Here is a 25,293-nt window from a genome sequence, read left to right on the forward strand (position 1 = left end):
TGCGAATCGGCGCGCCTTCAGAGTCGCGATTCCGTCGATTGGGTCTGCTGACGTTGACGTTGGCGCTGGCACGCGGGCTTGCCAGCCGAGGCCCGGCACGACGCACCGCCGGGCGCGACGCAAGCGTTGCCGCTGTTGACCGTCACGGCGACGACGTTGTCGGCCTCTATTGTGAAGCTTTCCTTCGGCAACACGATCTCGCTGGTTTCCACGGCCACTGCGTTGCCATTCTTCGCCCCCTTCGTCCCCCGTCGATGCTCGGCCCAAGCGAGCAACGCGACACCGACCGACCCGCCCGGCAGCACGAACAATCCCGCGAACAGCGCGAGCTTCCACCAGCGGTGCCGGCCCTGGAAGCTAAGGAGTGCGGAATCGGTCAGTGAGCGGCTGAGGCCGCCAAGCGTGTTTTTGAGGTACAGCATCGCGGAAATCCTTTGGCGCGCATCGCAACAGGGGCGATGCGCGGTCGATCGATCAGAACATGGTCTCGAATGGCGCGGGACGCGCGAAACTCATTGCTTATCATAATATTGACTATGCAAGCAAATTTCAAGATACTGTGCGGCGCAAAAGATTGGACTGTTGTTTTTATGATGTTTGATTGCGCACCGCAAAATGCGATTTGACTTGTCTGCTTAGGCAGCTAAACTTCGTCTTGCCTAGATGTTGCGGATACCCCATGACTGATGGCCCCTACAAAGCGGACGAGACCGAGCTCACGAGCAGTCTCGGCTACTACCTGACGAAAGCGCGCAACGTGCTGGTCGAGCGCACGGACCGTGCGGTCAAGCCGCTCGGGCTCACAGCGCAGCAAATCGGCGTGATCCTGATGCTGTCGTCGCGGCGCGCGAGCACGCCATTCGAGCTGTCGCGCGCGATGTCGTACGACAGCGGCTCGATGACGCGTCTTCTCGACCGGCTGGAAAAGAAGGGCTTCGTCGTGCGTACGCGCAGCAGCGACGACCGACGCATGGTGAAGCTGGAACTGACACCGCAAGGCCAGGAGGCCGCGCGGCAATTGCCGAACCTCGGCGCAACCGTGCTGAACGACCAATTGCGCGGCTTTACCGCCGAGGAGCACGCGACGCTGATTCACCTGCTCGCCCGTTTCATCGCGAACGGTCCCGAGGGAGAAGCCGGCGTGGGTTGCGGAGCGGCACCGGTAGCACCGGACGAGCCGCCGGGATGAGCCGAAGCATGCGTCGAAGCGCGGCCGTGGTCGGAGGGCGGCGGCGCTTCGTCACGAAGCACTAGCAGGACAATCACGAGGCGCCTTTCCAAGGCGTCATTGTCACCAGATATCTGTCTGGGCAGAGGGTGATCCGGCATGCAAGGATCGTGTTTGAAATACGCGATAAAGCTGCCGCGACAAGCTTTTGCCGCCTGAGGAGAACAAACCTATGGATGCCACGGCTTCCAACGCCGCGCGGCCCGCCGCAGAACCGGCCCCGCTCCAGGGCGGCACGCTCGCGCTGCTGACGGTCGGCCTTGCGCTCGGCACCTTTATGGAGGTGCTCGACACCTCGATTGCGAACGTCGCGGTGCCGACCATTTCCGGCAGCCTCGGTGTCGCGTCGAGCCAGGGCACCTGGGTGATCTCGTCATACTCGGTCGCCTCGGCGATCGCCGTGCCGCTGACCGGCTGGCTCGCGCGTCGCGTCGGCGAGGTACGACTATTCACGCTGTCGGTGCTGCTGTTCACGATCGCGTCGGCGGCCTGCGGTTTCGCGCACAACTTCGAATCGCTGATCGCGTTCCGGCTCGTGCAAGGGCTCGTGTCCGGGCCGATGGTGCCGTTGTCGCAGACGATCCTGATGCGCTCGTACCCGCCCGAGAAACGTGGCCTCGCGCTCGGCTTATGGGCGATGACCGTGATCTGCGCGCCGATCTTCGGCCCGGTGATGGGCGGCTATATCACCGATCACTTCACGTGGCCGTGGATCTTCTACATCAACGTGCCGATCGGCCTGTTCTCGGCGTTCTGCGCGTATCTGCTGCTGCGCGGCCGCGAGACCCAGACGATGCGCCAACGCATCGACGTGGTGGGACTCGTGCTGCTGGTGACCGGCGTGTCGTGTCTGCAGATGATGCTCGACCTCGGCAAGGACCGCGACTGGTTCAACTCGACGTTCATCGTGGCGCTCGCGGTGATTGCGCTCGTGTCGATCGCCTTCCTGCTGGTCTGGGAGTTGACCGAGAAGGAGCCGATCGTCGACCTGTCGCTGTTCAAGGATCGCAACTTCGCGCTTGGCGTCGTGATCATCTCGTTCGGCTTCATGGCGTTCTTCGGCTCGGTCGTGATCTTCCCGCTGTGGCTGCAAACGGTGATGGGCTACACGGCTGGCCTCGCGGGTCTCGCCACGGCCCCGGTCGGACTGCTCGCGCTGTTTCTGTCGCCGATGATCGGCAAGAACATGCATCGGCTGAATCTGCGCATGGTCGCGAGTTTCGCGTTCATCGTGTTCGCGATCGTGTCGTTCTGGAACTCGACGTTCACGCTCGACGTGCCGTTCGGCCACGTGATCCTGCCGCGGCTCGTGCAGGGCATCGGCGTCGCCTGCTTCTTCGTGCCGATGACGACGATCACGCTGTCGAGCGTGTCCGACGAACGTCTTGCGAGCGCGTCGGGTCTGTCGAACTTTTTCCGCACGTTGTCGGGCGCGATCGGCACCGCGATCAGCACGACGTTCTGGGAAAACGACACGATCTATCACCACGCGATGCTCGCCGATACGGTCAACACGTATTCGGCAAACACCAACGCGTATACGAATGCGCTCGCGGGCGCCGGGCTGTCCGGCGACAGCCTGACCGCGCAGCTGAACCAGGTGGTGACGAGCCAAGCGTACATGATGGCCACCAACGACTTCTTCCGCATCTCGTGCGCGGCGTTCATCGTGCTGGCGTTGCTTGTCTGGATCACGAAGCCGCGCAAGGGCACCGGACCATCGTTAGGACACTGAAGCAACTGTACGGCAGCGGCAAATGCACCGCCGCTGCCGCAATTGCTTCAGCTATTGCGACATCGCCTCGCCATTGGGCGGCGTGGTCGTCTTGCCGGGCGGCGTCTCCGGATGCGTCGCATCCGGCGCATTCTGCGATGGTGTCGCGCTGCCTCGCGGCGCGCTGGCGGCGGTGCCCGTGGCGCCTCTCACATACTGCTTGAAATCCGCACCGGCTTGCCACGGATTTGGCTTGCAGCCGAGCGAGCTGTCGCAATGCGCGGAAAAGCCGACCGTAATGGTGCCATCAGGACCCGCCGCGCGCGTGATCTGAAACGCGAGCGCGCGCTTGCCGCCGTCGGGGCCGGCGGTTTGGATCAGCGAATCGTTAGCGGTCTCGATCTTGTACTTCGAATGACTCGCGACCCACGTTTGCGCCCGTTGCCACCAGAGGTCGCATTCGGCCTTGTTCGAGCACGTCAAAGGCGTGGTCGCGATCTGCATGATGTCCGGATCGACCTGACCCTGGGTCGAGCATGCCGCCGTCGCCACGAGACACAGCGCGGCCAACAGAGCTTTGTTTTTCACGTCGATACCTCCCCGGTGGAGCGTGTCATAACATTTTGGACCACCCCATCGAAGCGGTGTTTCATCCAGATCAGAGAATCGCGACGACGCGCGGAGAATTTGCCGATTGCGTACGCGTTCGAAGCGCGCAATCCGTACAGCTTACTTGCGCTTTACGCGCGGCAAAGAAAAAGCGGCCACGTGGGCCGCTTGATCACTTCTGGAGATGCTGTGGTCCGTATGCTCAGACGCTGATGCGATTAAGCGTGTAGGCGCGATACGCAGCGACGAACGCATCGAACGAACCGACCTCCTCGCGTTCGAGCTTTGCCTGTTCGTCGAGCGATTGCACCGCGAGGTCCGCAAAGGCCTTCGACTGCGCCGCATCGAGCGGACGCGCACGGAAGTACGCGGCGTGCGCTTCGCTTTGCGCGAGGCCGAACGCGAGAAAGCTTTGCTGCTGGTCGCGCATGGTTTGCAGCACGCGCGCCGATGGCGTCAGCGACACGTCCGCGAGCTTCGAACGTTGCGCGGCGACCGCGCGCGCGTGTTCGTCGCCACCCTTCAGGCCGTCGAGCACGGCCGCCGCGGCGTCGATTTTGACGAGCAGTTCATTGGCCCAGTCGAGCATCGCGACCGGCTTGCCGTCGCGAACCAGTTCGAGGCCCGGCTTGCGGCCTTCCATCGTCACGCGGCCGAAATTCTCATTGGCTTCCGCGTACGCGGGCGGAGGCAGCGGCGCGCTGTCGTCGAGCGCGCACACGAGCAGGTACGCGTCGAGAAAGCGCGATGTTTCGAGCGAAATGCCGGTCGGCTCGAACGGATCGATATCCATGCAACGCACTTCGACGTATTGCACGCCGCGCACGGCGAGCGCATGCAGCGGCCGCTCGCCCGGGTACGTGACGCGCTTCGGCCGAATCGTCGAATAGAACTCGTTTTCGATCTGCAGCACGTTGGTGTTGATCTGCACCCACTCGCCGTCGCGCTGCGTGCCGATCTTCTCGTACGCGGGATACGGCTGGCTCACGGCTTTCGCGAGCGCGTCGAGATAGCCGGGCAGCGTGTCGTAGTCGGCGTGCAGCGCGGCTTGCGCGGTCGTGTTCGAATAGCCCAGGTCGCTCATGCGCAGGCTCGTCGCGTACGGGCGATACAGTGTGTCGGCGTCGAACGTGTCGAGCGTATGTTTGCGATCGCGGAGGAATCGACGATCGAGCGCCGGCGACGCGCCGAACAGATACATCAGCAGCCAGTTCGTGCGGCGGAAATTGCGGATCAGCGCGAGGTAGCGATCGGACTGGAAGTCGACGGCATTCGCGGCGGATTGCTGATCGGCGTGCAGCAGTCGCCACACTTCTTCGTTCAGCGAATAGTTGTAGTGGATGCCCGCGATGCACTGCATCGCGCGGCCATAGCGCAGCGCGAGGCCGATCCGGTACACGTACTTCAGCTTGCCGATGTTCGACGTGCCGTAATGGGCGATCGGGATGCCGTCGTCGGTGGCGGGCAATAGCCCCGGCATCGAGTTGTTCCACATGATCTCGTCGCCGAGTTCCGCGTAGACGAAACGATGCAGCACGTCGAGCTTCGCGAGGGTTTCGGCGACGTCCTGCTCGGCCGGCGTGATCAGCTCGAGCAGCGCCTCGGAGTAGTCGGTCGTCAGCGACGGATGCGTGAGCGCCGAGCCGAGCGCGCGTGGATGCGGGGTCATCGCGAGCTGGCCGTCGCGCGTCACGCGCAGGCTTTCCCTTTCGATGCCGCGTAGGCCGCGTATCAGCGCATCGCGCTGCGGGCTCGAGTCGAGCACGGACAGACGGTGCGAAAGCGTGTCGGTCGTGCGGGAAGGTGTGGTGTTTGGCATTGATGCGAGTCGCGCGTTGCCGGTCGCCGTGTATCACCAGACGATTCACAGACGGTACAGCGGCTGACAACGTTCGGCGGAATTTTCAGTAGCGGGCACTTTAACATCTCGCCAGAACGGCTGCTTGCGGCCGCTTCGGCGGGAGTTTGAGCGGGCTGCCGGGTCGCGCCGAACCAGGCCATCACCGTCGCCACGTCACGATGATGCTCACCCGCCGCGCGCCGCGCCCGCCCGATCCGCCACCTCGTTCCACAGATGCATCGCGGCATACGCGCGATACGGCCGCCACGCGTCGGTGCGGCTGCGTTGCTGCGCGGGCCGTGTGAGCGAAGGATCGCGCGCGCAGATCGCTTGCATCAGCACAAGATCCGACGCGGGCCATGCATCGGCATCGCGCCATGCGCGCATCGCGACGTATTCGACGGTCCAGGGGCCGATGCCGGCGAGCGCGAGCAGCGCGGCGCGCAGGCTCGCGGCGTCGACGGTATCGCTGCTGTCGAGCGGCACGTCGCCGCTCGCGACCGCGCGCGCGAAGCCCTGCAACGCGGCGACGCGTTTGCCCGGCATGCCGATCTGCGCGAGATCGACTTCGGCGAGCGCGGCCGGCGTCGGAAAACGCCACGCGGTGTTCTCATGCGGATGCCCGTCAATGCGTTCGCCGGCGCGTTGCACGAGCCGTCCGATGATCGTCGTCGCGGCCTTCACGCTGACCTGCTGACCGACGATCGCGCGCACCACCAGTTCGAAGCCGGACCACGCGCCCGGCACACGCAGGCCGGGCACCGCGGCGACGAGCGGAGCGAGCCACGGGTCCGCGGCGAATGCGGCCGCGATCTTCCTCGGATCGGCGCGCAGATCGAACATCCTCGCGACGGGCGCGGTGAGCGCATCGGCATGCCGGCTCGCCGGCCCCTCGATGCTCGCGACGATACAGTGCTTGCGCGGATGCAGCCGCACGCTGAGCGTGCCGCTGTCGCCGTTCCAGTCGATCGCGCGACGATACGCGCCGTCCTCGACGGCTTCGACGCCAGGCGTCGCGCGGCCGCTGAAAAAGCGCAGCAGCCGCGGCCAGTCGAACGGTGCCTTGAACGGTAATTCGAGAGTTGCGACGTCGTTAAGCGTGCTCAAGCGGCGTGATCCAGTTGGGAGTTGCGGGAGTCGGCATCGGTGCGGCTTGCGTCGCGGCGCGGCGCATCATCGGCTGAAGCGGCGGCTGCTACGCCGCCTGCGTGCTGCACCTCATTGTCGAGCAACGCGGCCTTGCGCGGCAGCCCCCAGCGGTAGCCGGCGAGCGCCCCTCCCTTCTGCACGACGCGATGGCAAGGAATCGCGAGCGCCACCGGATTGGTCGCGCATGCGCTGGCAACGGCGCGCACCGCGCGCGGCGAGCCGACCGCCTCGGCGATCTGCGAATAGCTGCGCGTCTCGCCGTACGGGATGCGCCGCAGCGCTTCCCACACGCGCTGCTTGAACGCGGTCGACGCGATATCGAGCGGCAGGTCGAAGTCCTGGCGCGTGCCGCGCAGATACGCGTCGATCTGCGCGATGAACGGCGCGAGCCGTCCGGCGTCTTCACGCAGCTCGGCATTCGCGAATTCGCCGCGCAATTCGTCGACCAGCAGCGCGGTGTCATCGCCGAAACCGATCTTGCAGATGCCTTTGTCGGTGGCCGCGACCAGCACGAAGCCGAGCGAGGTCGGCGCGCTCGCGTAGCGCACCGTGAGCCCGGCACCCTTGCGGCGGTACGCGGACGGCGCCATGCCGAGTTCGGCCGGCGCGCTGTCGTACATTCGCGACGGCGAGCCGAAACCGGCGTCGAGGGTCGCGCGCGTGACGTCGGCGCCGCCTTGCAACGCATCGCGCAACGCGGCGCCGCGCTGCGCGGCGTGGTACTGACGCGGCGACACCCCGACCACACGCTTGAACAGGCGCTGCAAATGGAACGGGCTCACGTGCACGGCATCGCTCAGTTGCGCGAGCGTCAGGCGCTGCTGCGGATCGGCATCGAGCGCGGCGCATGCTCGGGCGACGATTTCGAGCTCGCGCGGCAGGCCGCCGGGCTGGCAGCGCTTGCAATCGCGAAAGCCCGCGGCGCGCGCGGCCGCGGCATCGGTGAAGAAGGCGACGTTTTCGCGGCGCGGCTGGCGCGACGCGCACGACGGGCGGCAGAACACGCCGGTCGTCCTGACGGCGTAGAAGAATGCGCCGTCGGCGTCGTGGTCGCGGCGGGTGACGGCGTTCCAGCGTTCGTCGTCGGTGGGCCACTGGGTGGTGTCGACGTCGGCGGCGGTGCGCACGGTGGCGGAATGGCGAGTGGTGGCGTTCATAATGTCTGGGGCCCGGATGGGCAGGCAATGTCGATGCTCATCAATCTAGGCCCGATCGCTACACAGTACGCGCCGCTTCTTGCTCTGTCATTCGGATGCGCTTGTCCTTACCCGTAGTGGGGTCAAACCGGCAAAGCGAAGTCCGAAACGCCCCGGAACGCACTGCGATCGGGCGTTTCGCCTCAAAGTGCGGCAATTTCGCACGATATCGGGTTTTCCCTTAAAAAGTTATTGCGTCGCACCAAGCCGATGTGTATATTAGTACCTGTCTCCTCCATGTCTCCTCCTGATATGGATTCAGCCCGCCCCACTTGAGCGGGCTTTTTTTTGCCTGCGTTTTTGTCCGCGGTTGGGTCCTTTTGGTTCGCTCGCCCGCGACTTCCCGCCGATCCATCCCCGCCCTTTCTCCTACACTTCCTAATCGGTTCTCCGAACTAGCGAAAGGGCGTCCGACATGAAAATCCACATTCGCGAGATCGACCACGTCGTGATCCGGGCGACGCACGTCGACACCCTCGCGCGCTTTTACTGCGACGTACTCGGCTGCAGCGTTGAAAAGGAGCAGCGCGAACTCGGCCTCACGCAACTGCGCGCGGGCCGATCGCTGATCGATCTGCTGCAGACCGGCGCGAAGCTCGATCGTGCGGAAAACGGCGCGGCGGGCACGGGACGCAACATGGATCACCTGTGTCTGCGCGTCGAATCCTTCGATGCCGACGCGCTGAAGGCGCATCTGAGCGCGCATGGCGCGCGCCTGGGCGAGCAGGGAGTGCGTTATGGCGCGGACGGATTCGGGCCGTCGCTGTATCTGTTCGACCCCGAGGGCAACATGGTCGAACTGAAGGGGCCGCCGGAAGCGGCACGGGTCACGTCGCTCTGAAGGCGAACACGAAGCGGCGCAAAAAAACCGCTTCAGAGTTGCGCCATCACGCGTCGGCGGGCGCTTTCAGAACGGTCCAGTCGATCTTCACCGCATCGGCTTCGGCGCTGCCGAGCCATGCTTCGCCGTCCTGCACCGTGCATTGCAGCCGCATCGTACGTTCGGCGAGCGAGCCGAGCGATGCCGCGACGTCCTCGCCGAGCGTCCATACCGTCGCGTTGCGCAGGCGTTCGACCTTGTTGCGCACGCCCTGCCACCAGATTTCCGAAGTCCGTCCGCCATACGCGATCACGACCACGTGATTGGAGCGGCCGCTCGCCTTCGAGATGCGGCGCTCGTCGGGTTGACCGACCTCGATCCAGGTATCGATCGCGCCGGTCAGATCCTTCGCCCACAGGTCCGGCTCGTCGACATCCGACAAACCTTTGCAAAATTCCAGCCGTTCCTGCGCGAACAGCGCGAACGCGGCGACGCGGACCATCATCCGTTCGTCGGTTTCGGAGGGGTGACGGGCGATCGTCAGCGAATGGTCGGCGTAATAGTGCCGGTCCATGTCCGCGATCTGCAATTCCGCCTTGTATATCGTCGATTTGAGAGCCATGCCGTTGCTAAACCAAGCGCTCGCTCCACCGGAGCGCAGCGAAAATGAATCGTCGACGGCGCGTTGCCGTTTCTTGTGTTTGTTGCTGTACATCGTCTGTTCCTCCCGCGCCGTCAGCCGGTGCCTATGACGCAGAAGGAAGCATTTACCGGGCCACGGCAGCTTCCGTGGCCGTGCCGTACACGTCGCGAGCCGCGTCCCGCAACGCCTCGAGCACGACGGCGGCCGCCGGAGACAACAGATGCGACTGGCGCGTGATGATACCGAATGTATCCATCCTGCACGGTAAATCGATCGGTACTCGCTTCAATACGCCGTACTGTTGGTATTGACGCGCCACTTCATCGGGCAATACGGCCAACATGTCGCTTTGCAGCAGCAGGCTCGAAATGGCGAGGAAGTTGTTCGTATTGACGACGTTCTGCGGCGGATTCAGGCCGATCTGCGAAAACATCAGATCGAAGCGATGGCGCAGCACGCTGCCCGGCGGATGCAGCACCCACGCCGCGTTGACGATACCGCGCAGCGTCAGGCCTGTTTCATTTTCGAGCGGATGGCCGGGGCGCGCGACCACGCACAGCGGTTCGTCGGCGAGCGGTTCGTAGCGCACGTCGGTCTTGAACTGGTTCTGCCGTTCGAGCACGCGGCCGATCATGATGTCGAGATCGCCTTCGGCAAGCCGCGGCAGCATCACGTCGGAGGTTTCGACCTCGGTCCAGATCTGCAGTTGCGGATATCGCTCCTTCACGCTGGCGATCGCGCGCGGCACCATCGTCGCGGCGGCCGCGGCAATCACGCCGATCCGCACCTGGCCCGCGAGCCCCGAGCGCAGCGCCGAGATTTCGTCGTGCGCCTGGCTCAGGTTCGACAGCACCATGCGCGCGTGGCGGATCATCACCTCGCCGTACAGCGTCGCGTGCATGCCGTGCGGCGTGCGGTCGAACAGGCTCACTTCGAGCATGTCCTCGAGTTCCTTCAGCAGGCGCGACGCGGCCGGCTGCGTCATGCCGAGCACGTCGGCCGCGCGGCGCACGTTGCCCTCCTCCTCCATCGCGGCAAGCAGCAGCAACTGGCGCGTTTTCAGCCGCGCGCGCACGAACCAGTTCGAATAGCTACGCGTCATCGCAAGGTCTCCAGGTCTTTACGAGCGGTGTTTGTACGTTCTTCCTCGGAAGTTCCCATGATGCCATATCGAAACTGATATCGGAGAAGCCTAAAAAGGGATTGGAAAGTTATTGGGACGACTCATACCATTCGTGGACTTTTGTGAACTTCCGGTGCGCCTTTTCCGCCGATGAACCGCGATCCGCTCGTCCCTCTCGTTGTCAGCCCATTTCGCCATTACATCAATGGCGGATGGGAGACGGGTGCGACCACGGGCGTGTCGCTCAATCCGTCGGATCTCGACGAACCGGTCGGCGAATACGTGCGCGCCGATGTGCGGCAGACCGATAGCGCGATCGAAGCCGCGCACGCGGCGTTTCGCGACTGGTCGCTCGCCTCCGCGCAGCGCCGCGCGGACGCGCTCGACGCGATCGGCAGCGAAATGCTCGCGCGCCGCGAGGAACTGGCCCGGCTGCTCGCACGTGAAATCGGCAAGGTGCTGCCCGAGGCGCTCGCCGAAGCGACGCGCGCGGGGCAACTGTTCAAGCTGTTCGCGGCCGAGGCGCTGCGCGCGTTCGTCGAACCGCTCGCGTCGGCGCGTGCCGGCGTCGAAATCGACGTGACGCGCGAGCCGCTCGGGGTGGTCGGCATCATCGCGCCGTGGAGCGCGCCGCTCGCGATCGCCGCGGCGAAGCTCGGCGCCGCGCTCGCGCATGGCAACTGCGTCGTCTACAAGCCGGCCGAATCGGCGCCCGCCTGCGCGGCGGCGCTCGCGTCGATCGTCAGTCGCGCCGGCTTACCGGCCGGCGTGTTCAATCTCGTCATGGGCAGCGGGCGCAAGGTCGGCGCGCGCATCGTCGCGCATCCGCTCGTCGCCGCGATCAGCTTCACCGGTTCGTCCGATACCGGCACACGCGTGCTGCAGGCCGCCGCCGCGCGCCAGGCGCGTGTGCAACTGGAGATGGGCGGCAAGAATCCGTTCGTCGTGCTGGCCGACGCCGATCTCGACGGCGCGGTCGATGCGGCGCTGACCGGCGCATTCAGCGCGACGGGCCAGCGCAGCACGGCGGCCGCGCGGCTGATCGTCGAACGCTCGGTGTTCGCGCCGTTCGTCGACGCGTTGCAGGCGAAGCTCGCGAAACTCACCGTCGATCACGCGTTGAAGCACGGCACCGATATCGGCCCGGTAGCGAACGCCGTGCAGCTCGAACGCAATCTCGACCACGTGCGCATCGGCGAGCAGGAAGGCGCGCAGTTGCTGCGCGGCGGGCGGCGACTGGAGCGCGCGACGCCCGGCTATTTTTTCGAGCCGGCGCTGTTTCTCGGCGAACCGGAACATCGCATCGCACGCGAAGAGATTTTCGGGCCGCTTGCGATCGTGCTGCGCGCGGACGATTACGAACACGCGCTACATCTGGCGAACGACACCGCCTACGGACTGTGCGCCGGCATCTGCACGCGCTCGCTCGAACGCGCGCGGCATTTTCGCCGCCACGTGCAGAGCGGTCTCGTCACGATCAACCTGCCGACCACGGCCGTCGAGCATCACGGACCCGGCGGCGGGCGCAAGGCATCGGCCTACGGCGCGAGCGATGCGTCGTTCTGGACCGCTGTGAAAACGGCGTACGTGGCGGGCTAGCAGCGATGAGTCGCACCACCGTTTTCGTCGCCACATGCGTCCCCGGCCATGCACGACGTTTCGCGAATCGCCCGGCTGGCCGAGCCCGGTTCCGCCCAGATCCGCGCGACGGCTGAAGCCGCCCGCGTTACCCCGCTGCAACTACCACGACATCAATGCAGCTTTTCAACTTCAGGAGACAGTAGATGACCAGCAAGCTTCGCCGTTTGACCCTGACCGCAATGGCCGCCGCCGCCCTCGCCGCGCCGTTTGCCGCGCAACTGTCCGCGCATGCGGATGAACCGCTCAAAGTCGGCTTCCTCGTGAAGATGCCGGAACAGGCGTGGTTCATCAACGAACAGAAAGCCGCGACCGCACTCGGCCAGAAGGACGGCTTCTCGGTCGTCAACATCGGTACGCCCGACGGCGAAAAAGTGCTGGCCGCGATCGACAACCTCGGCGCGCAAGGCGCGAAGGGCTTCGTGATCTGCGCGCCGGACGTGCGTCTCGGACCGGCGATTCAGGCACGCGCGAAGCGCTACAACATGAAGTTCGTGACCGTCGACGACCAGCTGGTCGATTCGACCGGCAAGCCGCTGGCGAACGTGCCGCACCTCGGCATGTCGGCGTTCAAGATCGGCAACCAGGTGGGCACGGCGATCACCGACGAAATGAAGCGCCGCGGCTGGAAGCCTGAGGAAGTCGGCGCGCTGCGTATCACCGACTACGAACTGCCGACCGCGAAGCTGCGCACCGACGGCGCGACGCAGTCGCTGCTCGCCGGCGGCTTCAAGAAGGAAAACATCTTCGACTCGCCGCAGAAAACCACCGACGACGAAGGCGGCTTCAACGCGGTGTCGCCGGTGCTCGCGCAGCATCCGAACATCAAGAAGTGGGTGATCTTCGCGCTCAACGAAGAAAGCGTGCTCGGCGGCGTGCGCGCGACCGAGCAGCTGCATATCCCGGGCACGGACGTGATCGGCGTCGGCATCAACGGCGCGGGCGAGGCGTTCGCCGAGTTCCAGAAGAAGGAACCGACGGGCTTCTACGGCACGATCGCGGTCAGCTCGACGAACCACGGCAAGGAGAGCACTGAAAACCTCATCGAATGGATCAAGGACGGCAAGCAGCCGCCCGCCGACACGCAAACCACCGGCAAGCTGATGGTGCGCGGCAATTGGCAGGACGTGCGCAAGGAACTGGGTATTTAAGCGACGTTCTCGCAGCAGATAGCGGGCCGCATCGCGACTTGCGTTTAGCGCGAGCGCGGTCCGCTCAGGTTTCATCCGTTTCGAGGTTTTTCGATGACGTCCTTATTCACCGGGTCTCAAGCCCGCGAGGCGGCGCTCGCGCCCTCGCCCTCGCCTGCATCGACGCCCGCCTCCGCCGCTCCCTATCTGCGGCTCGATGGCATCACCGTGCGCTTTCCGGGCGTGCTCGCGCTCGACCAGGTCTCGCTTGAAGTGCGCCGCGGCGAGGTGCACGGCCTGATGGGCGAAAACGGCGCCGGCAAGTCGACGCTGCTCAAGGTGCTGTCCGGGGTCAATCATCCTGTGTCGGGCACGCTGTCGCTCGATGGTGTCGAGCAGCAGTTCGCGACGACCAAGGCGGCGATCGCCGCGGGCTTCGCGATCATCTATCAGGAATTGCATCTGGTGCCGGAGCTGACCGTCGCCGAAAACCTGATGCTTGGCGCATTGCCGAATCGCTTCGGGGTACTGGACGAAAAGGCTCTGGTCGCGCGCGCGATACGCGAGCTCGAACGGCTCGGCGAAAAGCTCGATCCGTCGCAGCAGGTCAAGCATCTGTCGATCGGTCAGCGGCAGATGATCGAAATCGGCAAGGCGCTGATGCGCGACGCGCGCGTGATCGCGTTCGACGAACCGACCAGCTCGCTGTCGTCGCGCGAGACCACGCAACTGTTCCGCATCATTCGGGCGCTGAGGGCCGAAGGCCGCGCGATCATCTACGTCACGCACCGGATGGACGAGGTCTACGAGCTGTGCGATCGCGTCACGGTGTTTCGCGACGGCCGCCGCATCGACACCTTCGAGGCCGGCGCGGGACTCGATCGCGATCGGCTGATCAGCTGCATGGTGGGCCGTTCGATCTCCGATGTGTACGGCTATCGCGAGCGCGAGCACGGTGACGTGCAGCTTCAGGTCGACGGCCTGATGGGACCGGGACTGCGCGAACCGGCCTCGTTTTCGGCGCGCAAGGGCGAGATCGTCGGCTTTTTCGGACTCGTCGGCGCGGGCCGCTCCGAGCTGATGAAGCTGATCTACGGCGCGGTCAAGTCGAGCGCCGGCGAGGTCGCGCTGAAGGGCAAGCGCGTGCGGTTTGCCACCCCGCGCGACGCGGTGCGCGCCGGTGTCGCGCTGTGTCCCGAAGATCGCAAGCAGGAAGGCATCGTGTCGATCGCATCGGTGTCGGACAACCTGAACATCAGCTGCCGCCGCCACTTCAGCCGCTTCAACGTGCTCAACGGCCGCAAGGAAGCGCAGACGACGCGCGACTACATCGGCAAGCTCGCGATCAAGACCCGCAATGGCGACACGCCGATCGGCACGCTGTCCGGCGGCAATCAGCAGAAGGTGATCCTGTCGCGCTGGCTCGCCGAAGAGATCGACGTGTTCCTGATGGATGAGCCGACGCGCGGCATCGACGTCGGGGCGCGCAGCGAAATCTACGGGCTGCTGTATGGGCTCGCCGAGGCGGGCCGCACGGTCATCGTCGTGTCGAGCGATCTCGCCGAGGTGATCGGCGTGACCGATCGCGTGATCGTGATGAAGGAAGGCCGCATCGTCGGCGATCTGCCCAAGGCGCAGGCCACGCCGGATGCGCTGATCAAGCTGGCGCTGCCGCGCTGATCCGCCGACGGCTCGCGCCACCGGACCTCTTACCGAATACCGCAACGAAAACGGCATTATCTGGAACAGACATCATGAACATACCTTCCACCGATTCCTCGACCCCCGCCGTCGCCTCCGCCGGTTTGACCGCGCGGGCGGCGCGCACCTGGGACCTGATCAACAAATCCGGCATCGTGATGGTGTTCATCATCCTGTTCGCGGTGCTGTCGTTCGCGGTCCCCGGCTTTCTGAGCTCGCGCAATATCCAGGGGCTGCTGCTATCGGTCACGCTGATCGGCTCGATCTCCGTCACGATGATGTTCGTGCTCGCGCTCGGCGAGGTGGACCTGTCGGTCGCGTCGATCGTCGCGTTTTCGGGTGTGGTGGCTTCCGTGCTGATCACCGCGACGCATAGCGTGTTCGTCGGCGTCGCGGCCGGCGTGCTCGCGGGCGGCGCGGTCGGACTCGTCAACGGCACGCTGGTTGCGCGCTACAAGATCAACTCGCTGATCGTCACGCTCGCGATGATGGAGGTCGTGCGCGGCCTCGCCTACATCACGTCGAACGGCGACGCGGTGATGATCTCCGAGGAGCGCTTCTTCGATCTCGGCGGCGGCTCGTTTCTCGGCATTTCTTATCCGATCTGGAGCAACATCGTCGGCTTCGTGCTGTTCGGCTTCCTGCTGAAGAAGACCGTGTTCGGCAAAAACGTGCTGGCCGTCGGCGGCAACAGCGAGGCGGCCGTGCTCGCCGGGCTGCCGGTCACGCGGATCAAGATCACGGTGTTCGTGCTGCAAGGCCTCGTGACCGGCTTCGCTGGCGTGATGCTCGCGTCGCGCATGAGCCTCGGCGATCCGAAGACCTCGGTCGGGCTCGAGCTCGGCGTGATTTCCGCCTGCGTGCTCGGTGGCGTGTCGCTGACGGGCGGCGTCGCGACGATCTCCGGCGTGCTCGTCGGCGTGCTGATCATGGGTTCGGTGCAGGACGCGATGAGCCTGCTGAACGTGCCGACGTTCTACCAGTATCTGATTCGCGGCGGCATCCTGCTGCTCGCGGTGCTGTTCGACCAGTTCCGCCGCAGCAAGCGCGTGCACTGACGCGCCGTTGCTCGTGACCGGTTTCCTGCGCTTTGCGAGAAGGCGTACTGCCGATGCAGGTCGATAAAACCCGCATCGGCTTTTTTATTCCATGCAAAGGCGCGCTGGTATCGAAAGCAATAAAAAAACGGCTTGGCATCTGAATGCCCAAGCCGCTTCTTTTAGCTCACGCGTTCACGCCTGCGGCTTTTAAAGCCGCAGCGGATACGCATGCGACCGTATTCCGGCTTTTGCCGGAATACCGGTGTTGGACTTATTGCTTGATAAATCGGTCGTTCGCCCAGAGCCCCTCAGTGTCGCTATTGCCTGAATTCACGAACTCGACGTCGTGGCCGACCACCCGCACTACGCGGAAACTCGAGTCGGTCGGTGTCGATACGCATTGATATCCGGAGAAGAATTCCTGCATTTGCTGCTGTTCACCGGCTTGCGCGTGGTGGTCGACGGCATCGAGCTTGTCCTTCGATACGCAGCCATACGCATTGGCCTTGAACTGGATCGTTTGCTGCGGCTTGATCACGACGTCTTGCGCCTGAACGCTAGCGGCAGCCAATCCTGCAATGGCGAAAACAACTGCAATTCGAATTTTCATTTATCCCTCCGGTGCGGGCCGAAAAAATACTCGGGTTAGCTATGTATTTAACTTTAACGGTGGACCCGCATCTCGCACTTTAGGAGAACCGAGGAGAACGACAAGCACATCTTGTGTGCGGTCGCAACAGTGACGAATTGTCGCACTCGCTGTCGCAGCTGCTTAAAGCTTGAGCACACGCCGGATCGGATGGCAATGAAACGGATAACTAATAGGCTCATCGCGTCCACGGCTTTAGCTGGTAAAGCTTTGCGCGCGTATTCGCGTAAACGCGGAGCGTCAATTAAGCCAATTAATACAATTTAATCATCGAGTTTGTGCATCGCACACAAAGTCATTCGGCAGGCAAAAGCCGGTACGCGCAATAACGAAGCAAATGTAGAAAATAAATAGTGCCAGCCGTGCATCGAGAGTAGCCCTGAAGCGTTTGCAACGCCTCATTGCCGAAACCGCACTAACCGGGGTCAAGCCGCGCAAAGCCACGCGGACAAGGCAAGGGCGGCGCGAACGTGGCGCAATGCACCATCGGGCGCCGCCTGAATCCAGGGTCGATTAGCGTCGCACTGCCATGCGGGAACAAGCGGTGCTCTACAATTGAAACAAATCTCCTGCACCTGGAGGCTATCGTGAACGAGCACGTAATACTCGGGATTTTTCTGGTCGTTCCGCTGCTGATCGTCGCGTTTCTTTTCTCCGACGAATTGTGGCAGGAGCATCGACACCTGCACGAAGGACGGCCAATGCCAGCGCGACCCCGGCGCATCGACTGGCGGCATCCGCTGCGCCGTGCGCGCGACCGGATCTGAGACTGCGAAGCGGATCGCCCAAAGAAAAAAGCCTGCCACGGCGGGCAGGCTAAAAAAGAGATCCACACTCAATGCCTTGAACACAAGGCAATAGCAGTCTAGCCGCGCCGCGCCTGACGGTGGTTTCAACGGCTTTTACAGTTGTTACCGCACGTGACCGCGATGCGCGGCGCGTAGATCGGTGCGCGCGTGTCGCAAGTCTCAATGCTTCAACGGGCGCGCCAGTGCGCTCGAATTCGTGTGGCGAGCGCTTCGAGCGTGTCCGCATCGGCGCGCTCGCGCGCATGCAGTTTCAACGGTTGACCTTGCCAGCGCGGAATCACGTGGAAATGGACGTGCGGCACCGTCTGTCCCGCCGCCGCGCCGTTGAACTGGCCGATGAACACGCCGTCCGGACGCAGCGCCGCACGCACTGCGATCGCGAGCTTCTGCGCCATGCGCATCGACGCGACCAGCGCGTCATCCGACAGATCGAAAATTTCCGCCACCGCCTCTTTCGGCACGACGAGCAAATGGCCATCGGCTTGTGGCATCAAGTCCATGAAAGCCAGCGCCTGGTCGTTTTCCGCCACCTTGATGCACGGTAGTTCACCGCGCAAGATTTTGGCGAACGGGTTGCTGTCGTCGTAGCTCATCGCGTTTCCTTTGCTCGTTGGGGCTGGGTACCGTCTTTGCCGCGCAGCTTCATGCCGCGGGTTTTCCTATTCTCCCCCGATCGCTCACGACACGCGTGCGGCGCGCCGGATCGCTTGCGGCGGCTGGCCGAATGCGCGCAAAAACGCGCGTCGCATCCGCTCGGGGTCGATGAAGCCAGTGTCGGCCGCGACCGTTTCGATCGAATGACGGCCAGTTTCGAGCATCGTGCGCGCCGCTTCGACGCGCAGCGCCTCGATCGCGCGGGCCGGCGACTGGCGCGTCTCGTCGCGAAACGCGCGGCTGAACTGGCGCGGACTCAGATGCGCGACGTCGGCCAGCTGCTCGACACTCAGCGGCTCGCGCAGATGGCTCTTCGCATACGACAGCGCGTTCTGGATCCGGTCGGATTTCGGTTCGAGATCGAGCATCGCCGAGTACTGCGACTGCCCGCCGGTGCGGCGGTGATAGACGACGAGCTTTTTCGCGATCGCGCGCGACGCCTCGACGCCGAGGTCGTTCTCGACGAGCGCGAGGCAGAGATCGATGCACGCGGTCATGCCGGCCGAGGTCCACACCGAGCCGTCGACGATGAAGATGCGGTCGTCGTCGACCCGCGCGTGCGGAAAGCGCCGCTGCAGGTCGCGCGCATGCGCCCAGTGGGTGGTCGCGTGGCGGCCGTCGAGGATGCCCGCTTCGGCGAGCACGAATGCGCCGGTGCAGATGCTGGCGGTGCGGCGCGAAGCGGCGAGGGCGTCGTTCAGAAACGCAAGCAGCCCCGGCGACGACGGCGCGATCTCCATCGCGCCGGTGACGATCACCGTGTCGTAGGCGGGATCGCCGAACGGCCGCGTTGCGACCTCGACGCCCGCCGAGCTGCGCACCATGCCGCCGTGCTCGGAGATCAGCGCGACGTCGTACGCGGGCTCGTCAGTGTCCTGATTGGCGAGTTCGAATATCGATACCGCGACCATGTCGAGGATCTGGAAGCCCGGAAATACCACCACGCCGATGCGTTTCATGTGCTTGTCCGGAAACGAGGGAAATACGACATTTGAGACAAAACAGTACGCGCCTACACTGAGCTCGTCAACCCCGCCGCATCAGCGCGAAAGCCGCGAGGCGGCGAGTTCACGGATGTTCCCATTCACTGGACAGGGCGGTCGCATCATGCGCAGCCCGCAAGGAGAGCTTCAATGGCAACGCAGGCAGACAAGGGCGTACAAGGCAATTCGAACGAAGGCAAGGGCACGGCGGTGGTGACGGGCGCATCGTCGGGTATCGGCGCGGTGTACGCGGACCGGCTCGCGCGACGCGGCTACGACCTGCTGCTGATCGCGCGCGACGGCGCGCGCCTCAGCAGTCTCGCCGAGCGGCTGACGAAGGAGACAGGACGCCGCGTGAGCACCGTCAGCGCCGATCTGACCGACAAGGCCGACGTGCGCCGCATCGAGAACCAGTTGCGCGCCGAGCGCGGCATCACGATGCTGGTCAACAACGCGGGCGTCGGCGCGACCGCGACGCTGGTCGACTCGGACATCGACGAACTCGAGAAGATGATCGACCTGAACGTCACCTCGCTCACGCGCCTGACGGCGGCGGTGTTGCCGGGTTTCATCGCGCGTGGCGCGGGCACGGTGATCAATATCTCGTCGATCGTCGCGCTGTCGCCGGAGTTGCTGAACGGCACCTATAGCGGCACCAAGGCGTACGTGTTGAACCTCACGCAGTCGCTGCATCACGAGGTGGGCGGCAAGGGTGTGCGGCTGCAAGCGGTGCTGCCGGGCGCGACGAGCACCGCGTTCTGGGATCGCGCGGGTCTCGCGGTCGAGAACCTGCCTTCGCAGATCGTGATGAACGCCGAGGACATGGTCGACGCGGCGCTTGCCGGTCTCGACCAGGGAGAGCTGGTGACGATCCCGTCGTTGCCCGATGCCGCCGACTGGGAGCGTCTGAACAGCGCGCGTTTGCATCTGCAGCCGAATCTGTCGCGCAGCGCGCCCGCCGAGCGCTATACGCGCGCCGTCGCGGCGTAAAACAGAAGGTGGGGAGGGCGGCGCCGGACTCAGCCGCTCACCGCCACCTGATTCCTGCCATCGTGTTTCGCGCGATACAGGCCGACGTCGGCAGCCTCGATCAGCGTCGTGACCGGTTCGGCGTCCGACGGCACCACCATCGCCGCACCGATGCTGATCGTGACGACGCCGTCCGCCGAGCCCGCATGGGTGATCGCGAGGTCTTCGATCGCGATGCGGATTTTCTCCGCGAGCAGGCGCAGGCCGCCCACCGACGCGCCCGGCACGACCACCGCGAACTTCTCGCCGGCGAAGCGCGCGGCGAGATCCGGCGAGCGGCCGAGGCACGCTTCGATCGCATGCGCGACGCTCTTCAGCACTTCGTCGCCGGCGACGTGCCCATAGGTGTCGTTGTAGGCCTTGAAGTTGTCGACGTCGATCATCAGGAGGCCGAGGGCGGTCTTGTCGCGCGTGCCACGGCTCCATTCGGCGGCGAGATACTCGTCGAGGTAGCGGCGGTTCGACAGGCCGGTCAGACCGTCCGAATGCGTGAGCCGCTGCAGTTCGAGGTTCGTCGCCAGCAGTTGCTGTCGGGATTGCCGTAGCGCGCGGTACGCCTCGTCGCGTTGCAGCAGGTTCAGATACGAGCGCGAGTGATAGCGGATGCGCGCGATCAGTTCGATGCGATCGGGCAACTTCACGAGGTAGTCGTCCGAGCCGGCCGCGAAGGCCGCGCTTTTGACGAGCGGTTCCTCTCTGGTCGACAGCGCGATGATCGGAATGTCGCGCGTGGCCGGATTCAGTCGGTATTGCCCCACTAGCGTCAGAGCGTCGGTGCCCGGCATCACGAGATCTTGCAGGATCACCGTCGCGCGCGTTTGCTCGGCGCAGCGCACCGCGTCTTCCCATGACGCGCAGTAATGAAAGTCGACGCCCGGCTCGCCGGCGAGTGCCTCGCGCACCGCCTCGGCGATGATCGCCTGGTCGTCGACCAGCAGCACCGTGATCGGGCACTCGGCCGCCGGCGGACTGGCGAGGAGGCGCGCGATCGCATCGTCGATGGCGGGACTGGGTGCATCCTCCGCGACGAGCGCGTGCGCGTGCGCGTTCGCTTCGTCTGCGGGATGCAGCGTTGCGACGTTCTGGGGCGGTTTAGAGATGTCCATGTGGTTCAGCCAGGAATGAAGGTCAGGAATGGCACGTCAGCATGCGGGTGACGCGAGGCGCTCGTTGACCACGCCACGAACGCACCCCAGAGCACCGCGCCTCGTCGTCAAAACTCCCTTTGGTCAGATAATAGTCGGCGCCCGCATCGAGTCCAGCGCGCAATGCGATGCGCCGGATTACACATGCAACGGTATGTGCCTGTTACAGAGTTAATGTCCGGTTACCAACTGCAGCATCTATTTCCGTCCGGGTTGGCGACAATTCGTCTATGCCTGAACGGCGGGAGCTCAAAATGAAAAAGATCGCAGTGGCGTTGGTAATGGCGGGCAGTTTGACGGTGGCGGGCCAGGCGTCCGCGCACGGAAACGGCGGCGATGTGGTGGGTGCGCTGATCGGCGGCGCGGTGCTGGGCGCGGTGGTGAGCTCGGCATTGACGCCGGCGCCCGTGGTCGCGTATCCGCAGCCGGTCTATGCGGAGCCTGCGTATCAGCAGCCGGTTTATGCCGAACCCGCGTATCAGCCCGCGCCGGCTTATGCGGCACCGCCGCCCGGATATTGCTATGACCAGTACCAGCGCGCCTATGTCGCGTGCGGCGCACCGCCGCCCGGACAGTACGGCTACGCGCAGCCGCAACCCGAGCCGCAGTGGTGAGCGCGGACAGGCTCTGATGCGCGGGTGATTCGGACTGGCAACGCGCAGACAAAAAGGCCGTCGCTCAATGCGACGGCCTTTTCCGTATGAAGCACGCTTAATGCTTGTGATGCAGCCACTCCGAGTAATGCGTGTCGAGCCAGCGCTCGAGCCTCGGCGGCTTGGACGGGTCGCGATGACGCGACATCATCCAGATGGCAAAGCCGACCACCAGCATGACGGCGGGCCCCATCAGGTAGGCGAGCATTGATTCAGGCATCGGAACCTCCGTATCGGCTTGCATCCATCTCTCAGTGTAGGCGAAGGAAGCGGGGAAAGAACGACGATGTGAAATGGTCGAGAGAAGCGGAAGAAGGCGCGTTTGCGCCCGAGTTGGAAACCTTATTTCTTGATGATTTTTCCTTTGTCTGCTTGAGTCTGAGGCGAGGTCGCATCAGCCTGTGTACCATCCCGTTTCCGGTATGAAGGCAAGCGTCACATGGCGCCAAAACCCATGACGATGCCGTCAAGCCGTCCCGTTCGCCGTGTGCCGTGCGACTTCCATCTGGCTATCGACAAAGTCTGCCCAACTCTGAAGCATGTGACGCTGCGGCGCCGCTTCATCGGTCGCTTCGCGATTCGCGATGTCGCCCCCCGCGCCTGATTGCTGCTTCATGTCGCGCAGATGCGTCGACGCGGTGCGCCGAAAGTCATGCAGCACGAAATGCTCGACGTCGAGCCCCAATGCCTTGACCGCCTGGTTCAGCGTGCTTTTGGCGATCGGCCGATCGTTGCCCCTGACGCTCGGGAATACGAACGTTTCGCTGGCGCGGGCGCGCTGCAGCTCGCGCAGCAGCGCAACCGCCTGACGCGGCAGATGGACGACGCGGTCCTCCCGCGCGTTCAGGCGCGCGGCGGGGATCGTCCATAGCGCGTTGTCGAGATCGAACTCGGCCCATGTCGATTCGACGAGGTCCGACTTGCGCGCCATCGTCAGCACCAGAAGATGCAGCGCAAGCTTCAGCGGGCGGCGGATATTCGACGTGTCGATCGTGCGCAGCATGACACCGATCTCGGCGCCGGACAGCACGCGGGTGCGGCTGTCGAAGGTTGCGATCGAGCGCGCCGGCACGACTTCCGCAGGGTTGCCGGTGGCGAGCTGCCGTGCGATCAGGTATGCGTACAGGCGCTTCACGACGTTGCGCGTATGCAGCGCCATTTTCGGCGAGCCGCGGCTTTTGATGCGCTCGCAGATCCCGACGATGTCGTCGGCGGTGACCGCGCCGATCGGCTTGTTGCCGATCGCCGGCAGCACGTCCTTGTCGAGCGCGCGCCGCGTGGTGCGGCGATATTCGTCCGACTTGCCGGCCAGCGCCGTCGCGAGATAAAGCTCGGCCGCTTCGCGCAGCACGTCGGCCTTGCTCTCGGCACCCCGATCGCGCCGCGCGGTCGCGACCGGCGAGATGCCCTGCGCGACGAGATCAGCGTACCGCTGCGCCTTCGCGCGCGCGACGCGCAGCGAAATCATCCGGTAATCGCCGATGGTCGCGAGCGGCTGACGCTTGCCGTTCAACGTATAGCGGAAGCGCCAGACCTTGGTGCCGGTCGTCATGACCTCGATCACGAGGCCGTTGCCGTCGGCGACGCAGTAGCGGGTCGCGCGGGGTTCGAGCGCGCGGATCTCGGATTCGGTCAGCGGGGTGGCGAGGCGGGGCATGGTTTTGGCGACGCTGTACGGTTAGGCTCGGACAGCGGGGATTTTAAACCTTAGGCCTGTTTGTGTACCTAAGATTTACCGCGTTTTTGGTCGACGGAGCGCGATTTTCCATTACGCGGCCGCGCGGCCAATTCGACCAAAAAAGATTAAAATGGCGGGGAGATCGCGTCGACGAGCAAGTTCGGCGTTACTTGCCGATGCAGAATCGGCTGAAAATCACTCCGAGCAGATCGTCCGAACTGAACTCACCCGTGATCGAATTCAATTGATCCTGCGCGAGCCGCAATTCCTCGGCGAACAGATCCAGCGCCTGCGCGTTCTGCTCCGCATGCGCGGCAGCGGTCGCCAAATGCTCGTCGGCCGCGCGCAACGCGATCAGGTGCCGCTCGCGCGCGAGATAGACGCTCTCCGCGCCCGCCTGCCAGCCGGCGATGCGCAACAGCTCATCGCGCAGCAACGAGACGCCGTCTCCCTTCTTCGCCGACAGCCGCACTTCGCTGAGTTCCAGATCGGCGTCGAGTGCCTGGGTCGCCGGTGCGAGCCCGGTCAGGTCGGTCTTGTTCAGCACGCGCACGACCGGCACGCCGTGCGGAAAGCGTCCGGCGATCGTTTCGTCGTCGGCCGTCATGCCGGTGCGCGCGTCGAGCAGATGCAGCACCACGTCCGCGCGCTCGATCTCGCCCCACGTGCGCTCGATGCCGATCTTCTCGACCTCGTCCTCGGTTTCGCGCAAGCCGGCCGTGTCGATCACGTGCAGCGGAATGCCTTCGATCTGGATCGTCTGCGCGACCTTGTCGCGCGTGGTGCCGGCGATCGGCGTGACGATCGCGAGCTCGGCGCCGGCGAGCGCGTTCAGTAACGACGACTTGCCGACGTTCGGCTGCCCCGCCAGCACGACCGACAAACCCTCGCGCAACAACGCCCCCTGGCGCGCCTCGCTCAGCACATGCGCGAGACGCTCGCGTATGCGCGCGAGCTTGCCGCGCGCGTCGGCGGCCTCGAGAAAGTCGATTTCCTCTTCCGGGAAGTCGAGCGTCGCTTCGACCAGCATCCGCAGCGTAATCACTTCTTCGACCAGTGCGTGGATGTCGCGCGAGAACGCGCCGTCGAGCGAACGGCCGGCCGAACGCGCGGCGGCCTCGGTGCTCGCCTCGATCAGATCGGCGACGGCTTCGGCCTGCGCGAGGTCGAGCTTGTCGTTCAGAAACGCGCGACGCGTGAACTCGCCGGGCTCGGCGAGCCGCAGGCCGAACGCGCGGCCGGCGTCGATACAGCGCTGCAGGACCAACTGCAGCACGACCGGGCCGCCGTGGCCTTGCAGTTCGAGCACGTGCTCGCCGGTGTACGAATGCGGCGCCGGGAAGTACAGCGCGATGCCGCGGTCGAGCGGATTGCCGCTCGCATCGAGAAACGGCACGTAGCTCGCGTGACGCGACGCGAGCGTCTGGCCGGTGAGGGCCTGCATCAACGGCTGGGCGGCGGCCGCGCCAGCGCGACCGAACGAAATCCGCACGACGCCGATGCCTCCCCGGCCGGGCGCGGTAGCAATGGCAACGATGGGATCGGAATCGGTCGTGAGCATGGGAAGTCGGGCGAAAACGCGAGGGGGAGGGCAGCGCCGCGTCGGACGAGTCGGCGCGAGGCATTGTAACGCGCGCGCTTCGAGCGGAAGGGGCGGCGTTGGCGGCAAGGATGTGAAGCGGATGGCGCGCTGGTTCGCCCTACTATCCGAACAACTCAGATTTATCTTAAGTAAGCTAGGATCGTTACTACGATTCTTAAGAACAATTGAGATTTGACGGGGCCGTCGGTTCGGGCAAAGGCAGGCCAGTCAATAGAGAGATGAAAAAAAACGAATCCGTGCAACGCATTGCCGGGCGCGC

Annotated in this window: 24 protein-coding genes; 9 read left to right on the plus strand and 15 right to left on the minus strand. The window is 64.5% G+C overall.

The annotated features are described in order from the left end of the window. Window positions 1-17: 17 nt before the first annotated feature. Window positions 18-422, minus strand: a complete 405-nt coding sequence (locus EVC45_RS03610; RefSeq protein WP_129956669.1) for a hypothetical protein — start codon at window positions 420-422, stop codon at window positions 18-20. Window positions 423-679: 257 nt separating this feature from the next. Between EVC45_RS03610 and EVC45_RS03615 the strand changes: the two genes are divergently transcribed. Beyond that, window positions 680-1,189 carry a MarR family winged helix-turn-helix transcriptional regulator gene (locus EVC45_RS03615; RefSeq protein ID WP_129956670.1) on the plus strand — a complete coding sequence of 170 codons (510 nt, stop codon included), beginning with the start codon at window positions 680-682 and terminating at the stop codon, window positions 1,187-1,189. Window positions 1,190-1,400: 211 nt separating this feature from the next. After that, window positions 1,401-2,963, plus strand: a complete 1,563-nt coding sequence (locus EVC45_RS03620) for a DHA2 family efflux MFS transporter permease subunit (protein WP_129956671.1) — start codon at window positions 1,401-1,403, stop codon at window positions 2,961-2,963. A gap of 51 nt (window positions 2,964-3,014) precedes the next feature. Here EVC45_RS03620 and EVC45_RS03625 read toward each other — a convergent pair whose 3' ends face one another. The 4 genes from EVC45_RS03625 to ada all read right to left on the minus strand — a co-directional run bounded on the left by EVC45_RS03625 (window position 3,015) and on the right by ada (window position 7,697). Continuing rightward, window positions 3,015-3,530 carry a hypothetical protein gene (locus EVC45_RS03625; protein ID WP_129956672.1) on the minus strand — a complete coding sequence of 172 codons (516 nt, stop codon included), beginning with the start codon at window positions 3,528-3,530 and terminating at the stop codon, window positions 3,015-3,017. A gap of 223 nt (window positions 3,531-3,753) precedes the next feature. After that, window positions 3,754-5,370, minus strand: a complete 1,617-nt coding sequence (gene gshA, locus EVC45_RS03630) for a glutamate--cysteine ligase (RefSeq protein ID WP_129956673.1) — start codon at window positions 5,368-5,370, stop codon at window positions 3,754-3,756. Window positions 5,371-5,577: 207 nt separating this feature from the next. Continuing rightward, entirely contained in the window at window positions 5,578-6,498 is a 921-nt protein-coding gene (locus EVC45_RS03635) for a DNA-3-methyladenine glycosylase (RefSeq protein ID WP_129956674.1), read from the minus strand. Continuing rightward, window positions 6,495-7,697 carry a bifunctional DNA-binding transcriptional regulator/O6-methylguanine-DNA methyltransferase Ada gene (gene ada, locus EVC45_RS03640; RefSeq protein ID WP_248295021.1) on the minus strand — a complete coding sequence of 401 codons (1,203 nt, stop codon included), beginning with the start codon at window positions 7,695-7,697 and terminating at the stop codon, window positions 6,495-6,497. The genes EVC45_RS03635 and ada overlap by 4 nt, the downstream gene beginning before the upstream one ends. A gap of 454 nt (window positions 7,698-8,151) precedes the next feature. Here ada and EVC45_RS03645 point away from each other — a divergent pair, with 454 nt between their 5' ends. Continuing rightward, entirely contained in the window at window positions 8,152-8,577 is a 426-nt protein-coding gene (locus tag EVC45_RS03645) for a VOC family protein (RefSeq protein WP_129956675.1), read from the plus strand. 46 nt (window positions 8,578-8,623) lie between these two features. Here EVC45_RS03645 and EVC45_RS03650 read toward each other — a convergent pair whose 3' ends face one another. Next, the gene (locus tag EVC45_RS03650) at window positions 8,624-9,178 is read right to left on the minus strand and encodes a YaeQ family protein (protein WP_129956817.1); all 555 of its coding nucleotides are present in this window, start codon (window positions 9,176-9,178) and stop codon (window positions 8,624-8,626) included. 145 nt (window positions 9,179-9,323) lie between these two features. Next, window positions 9,324-10,301: a LysR family transcriptional regulator gene (locus tag EVC45_RS03655; protein WP_129956676.1), complete on the minus strand. Its 978-nt coding sequence runs from the start codon at window positions 10,299-10,301 to the stop codon at window positions 9,324-9,326. A gap of 171 nt (window positions 10,302-10,472) precedes the next feature. Between EVC45_RS03655 and EVC45_RS03660 the strand changes: the two genes are divergently transcribed. From EVC45_RS03660 to araH, 4 genes are all read left to right on the plus strand, one after another. Beyond that, window positions 10,473-11,921 carry an aldehyde dehydrogenase family protein gene (locus EVC45_RS03660; protein WP_129956677.1) on the plus strand — a complete coding sequence of 483 codons (1,449 nt, stop codon included), beginning with the start codon at window positions 10,473-10,475 and terminating at the stop codon, window positions 11,919-11,921. A gap of 185 nt (window positions 11,922-12,106) precedes the next feature. Then, window positions 12,107-13,111: an arabinose ABC transporter substrate-binding protein gene (locus tag EVC45_RS03665; protein WP_129956678.1), complete on the plus strand. Its 1,005-nt coding sequence runs from the start codon at window positions 12,107-12,109 to the stop codon at window positions 13,109-13,111. Between the two features lie 93 nt (window positions 13,112-13,204). Beyond that, window positions 13,205-14,770 (plus strand): L-arabinose ABC transporter ATP-binding protein AraG, encoded by a 1,566-nt coding sequence (gene araG / locus EVC45_RS03670; protein ID WP_129956679.1) that lies wholly within the window; start codon window positions 13,205-13,207, stop codon window positions 14,768-14,770. A 74-nt stretch (window positions 14,771-14,844) separates the two neighbouring features. Continuing rightward, window positions 14,845-15,849 carry an L-arabinose ABC transporter permease AraH gene (araH, locus tag EVC45_RS03675; RefSeq protein WP_129956680.1) on the plus strand — a complete coding sequence of 335 codons (1,005 nt, stop codon included), beginning with the start codon at window positions 14,845-14,847 and terminating at the stop codon, window positions 15,847-15,849. 253 nt (window positions 15,850-16,102) lie between these two features. Here araH and sap1 read toward each other — a convergent pair whose 3' ends face one another. The 4 genes from sap1 to EVC45_RS03695 form a co-directional block, all read right to left on the minus strand. Then, window positions 16,103-16,441, minus strand: a complete 339-nt coding sequence (gene sap1, locus EVC45_RS03680) for a surface attachment protein Sap1 (protein ID WP_129956681.1) — start codon at window positions 16,439-16,441, stop codon at window positions 16,103-16,105. 464 nt (window positions 16,442-16,905) lie between these two features. Beyond that, complete coding sequence (locus EVC45_RS46135; RefSeq protein WP_211193362.1) at window positions 16,906-17,331, minus strand: hypothetical protein; 426 nt, start codon at window positions 17,329-17,331, stop codon at window positions 16,906-16,908. 125 nt (window positions 17,332-17,456) lie between these two features. Continuing rightward, window positions 17,457-17,882, minus strand: coding sequence for an HIT family protein (locus EVC45_RS03690; RefSeq protein WP_129956683.1), 426 nt, complete (start codon window positions 17,880-17,882; stop codon window positions 17,457-17,459). An 84-nt stretch (window positions 17,883-17,966) separates the two neighbouring features. Then, complete coding sequence (locus EVC45_RS03695) at window positions 17,967-18,902, minus strand: GlxA family transcriptional regulator (protein WP_129956684.1); 936 nt, start codon at window positions 18,900-18,902, stop codon at window positions 17,967-17,969. Window positions 18,903-19,076: 174 nt separating this feature from the next. Here EVC45_RS03695 and EVC45_RS03700 point away from each other — a divergent pair, with 174 nt between their 5' ends. Continuing rightward, entirely contained in the window at window positions 19,077-19,916 is an 840-nt protein-coding gene (locus EVC45_RS03700) for an SDR family oxidoreductase (protein WP_129956685.1), read from the plus strand. Between the two features lie 29 nt (window positions 19,917-19,945). Here EVC45_RS03700 and EVC45_RS03705 read toward each other — a convergent pair whose 3' ends face one another. After that, on the minus strand, window positions 19,946-21,061 hold the full coding sequence (locus EVC45_RS03705) for a diguanylate cyclase (RefSeq protein WP_129956686.1): 1,116 nt from the start codon (window positions 21,059-21,061) through the stop codon (window positions 19,946-19,948). A gap of 293 nt (window positions 21,062-21,354) precedes the next feature. Here EVC45_RS03705 and EVC45_RS03710 point away from each other — a divergent pair, with 293 nt between their 5' ends. After that, entirely contained in the window at window positions 21,355-21,714 is a 360-nt protein-coding gene (locus tag EVC45_RS03710; RefSeq protein ID WP_129956687.1) for an ecotin precursor, read from the plus strand. Between the two features lie 97 nt (window positions 21,715-21,811). Here the strand turns inward: EVC45_RS03710 and EVC45_RS45395 are convergent, their stop codons facing one another. The 3 genes from EVC45_RS45395 to mnmE all read right to left on the minus strand — a co-directional run bounded on the left by EVC45_RS45395 (window position 21,812) and on the right by mnmE (window position 24,992). Then, entirely contained in the window at window positions 21,812-21,973 is a 162-nt protein-coding gene (locus tag EVC45_RS45395; protein ID WP_136624672.1) for a cytochrome c-type biogenesis protein CcmH, read from the minus strand. 246 nt (window positions 21,974-22,219) lie between these two features. Further along, window positions 22,220-23,410, minus strand: coding sequence for an integrase arm-type DNA-binding domain-containing protein (locus EVC45_RS03715; RefSeq protein ID WP_129956688.1), 1,191 nt, complete (start codon window positions 23,408-23,410; stop codon window positions 22,220-22,222). Between the two features lie 187 nt (window positions 23,411-23,597). After that, entirely contained in the window at window positions 23,598-24,992 is a 1,395-nt protein-coding gene (mnmE, locus tag EVC45_RS03720; protein ID WP_129956689.1) for a tRNA uridine-5-carboxymethylaminomethyl(34) synthesis GTPase MnmE, read from the minus strand. Window positions 24,993-25,293: the final 301 nt, after the last annotated feature.

Source organism: Paraburkholderia sp. UYCP14C (genome assembly GCF_004197395.1).
GTDB lineage: Bacteria > Pseudomonadota > Gammaproteobacteria > Burkholderiales > Burkholderiaceae > Paraburkholderia.

Coding starts and splice junctions, on each gene's coding strand:
- EVC45_RS03690 (WP_129956683.1), bottom strand. CDS start 17,882: ATGAGCTACGACGACAGCAACCCGTTCGCCAAAATCTTGCGCGGTGAA.
- EVC45_RS03705 (WP_129956686.1), bottom strand. CDS start 21,061: ATGGACATCTCTAAACCGCCCCAGAACGTCGCAACGCTGCATCCCGCA.
- EVC45_RS03665 (WP_129956678.1), top strand. CDS start 12,107: ATGACCAGCAAGCTTCGCCGTTTGACCCTGACCGCAATGGCCGCCGCC.
- gshA (WP_129956673.1), bottom strand. CDS start 5,370: ATGCCAAACACCACACCTTCCCGCACGACCGACACGCTTTCGCACCGT.
- EVC45_RS03615 (WP_129956670.1), top strand. CDS start 680: ATGACTGATGGCCCCTACAAAGCGGACGAGACCGAGCTCACGAGCAGT.
- EVC45_RS03645 (WP_129956675.1), top strand. CDS start 8,152: ATGAAAATCCACATTCGCGAGATCGACCACGTCGTGATCCGGGCGACG.
- ada (WP_248295021.1), bottom strand. CDS start 7,697: ATGAACGCCACCACTCGCCATTCCGCCACCGTGCGCACCGCCGCCGAC.
- EVC45_RS03650 (WP_129956817.1), bottom strand. CDS start 9,178: ATGGCTCTCAAATCGACGATATACAAGGCGGAATTGCAGATCGCGGAC.
- EVC45_RS03695 (WP_129956684.1), bottom strand. CDS start 18,902: ATGAAACGCATCGGCGTGGTGGTATTTCCGGGCTTCCAGATCCTCGAC.
- EVC45_RS03700 (WP_129956685.1), top strand. CDS start 19,077: ATGGCAACGCAGGCAGACAAGGGCGTACAAGGCAATTCGAACGAAGGC.
- EVC45_RS03655 (WP_129956676.1), bottom strand. CDS start 10,301: ATGACGCGTAGCTATTCGAACTGGTTCGTGCGCGCGCGGCTGAAAACG.
- araH (WP_129956680.1), top strand. CDS start 14,845: ATGAACATACCTTCCACCGATTCCTCGACCCCCGCCGTCGCCTCCGCC.
- araG (WP_129956679.1), top strand. CDS start 13,205: ATGACGTCCTTATTCACCGGGTCTCAAGCCCGCGAGGCGGCGCTCGCG.
- mnmE (WP_129956689.1), bottom strand. CDS start 24,992: ATGCTCACGACCGATTCCGATCCCATCGTTGCCATTGCTACCGCGCCC.
- sap1 (WP_129956681.1), bottom strand. CDS start 16,441: ATGAAAATTCGAATTGCAGTTGTTTTCGCCATTGCAGGATTGGCTGCC.
- EVC45_RS03610 (WP_129956669.1), bottom strand. CDS start 422: ATGCTGTACCTCAAAAACACGCTTGGCGGCCTCAGCCGCTCACTGACC.
- EVC45_RS03710 (WP_129956687.1), top strand. CDS start 21,355: ATGAAAAAGATCGCAGTGGCGTTGGTAATGGCGGGCAGTTTGACGGTG.
- EVC45_RS45395 (WP_136624672.1), bottom strand. CDS start 21,973: ATGCCTGAATCAATGCTCGCCTACCTGATGGGGCCCGCCGTCATGCTG.
- EVC45_RS03715 (WP_129956688.1), bottom strand. CDS start 23,410: ATGCCCCGCCTCGCCACCCCGCTGACCGAATCCGAGATCCGCGCGCTC.
- EVC45_RS03620 (WP_129956671.1), top strand. CDS start 1,401: ATGGATGCCACGGCTTCCAACGCCGCGCGGCCCGCCGCAGAACCGGCC.
- EVC45_RS03660 (WP_129956677.1), top strand. CDS start 10,473: ATGAACCGCGATCCGCTCGTCCCTCTCGTTGTCAGCCCATTTCGCCAT.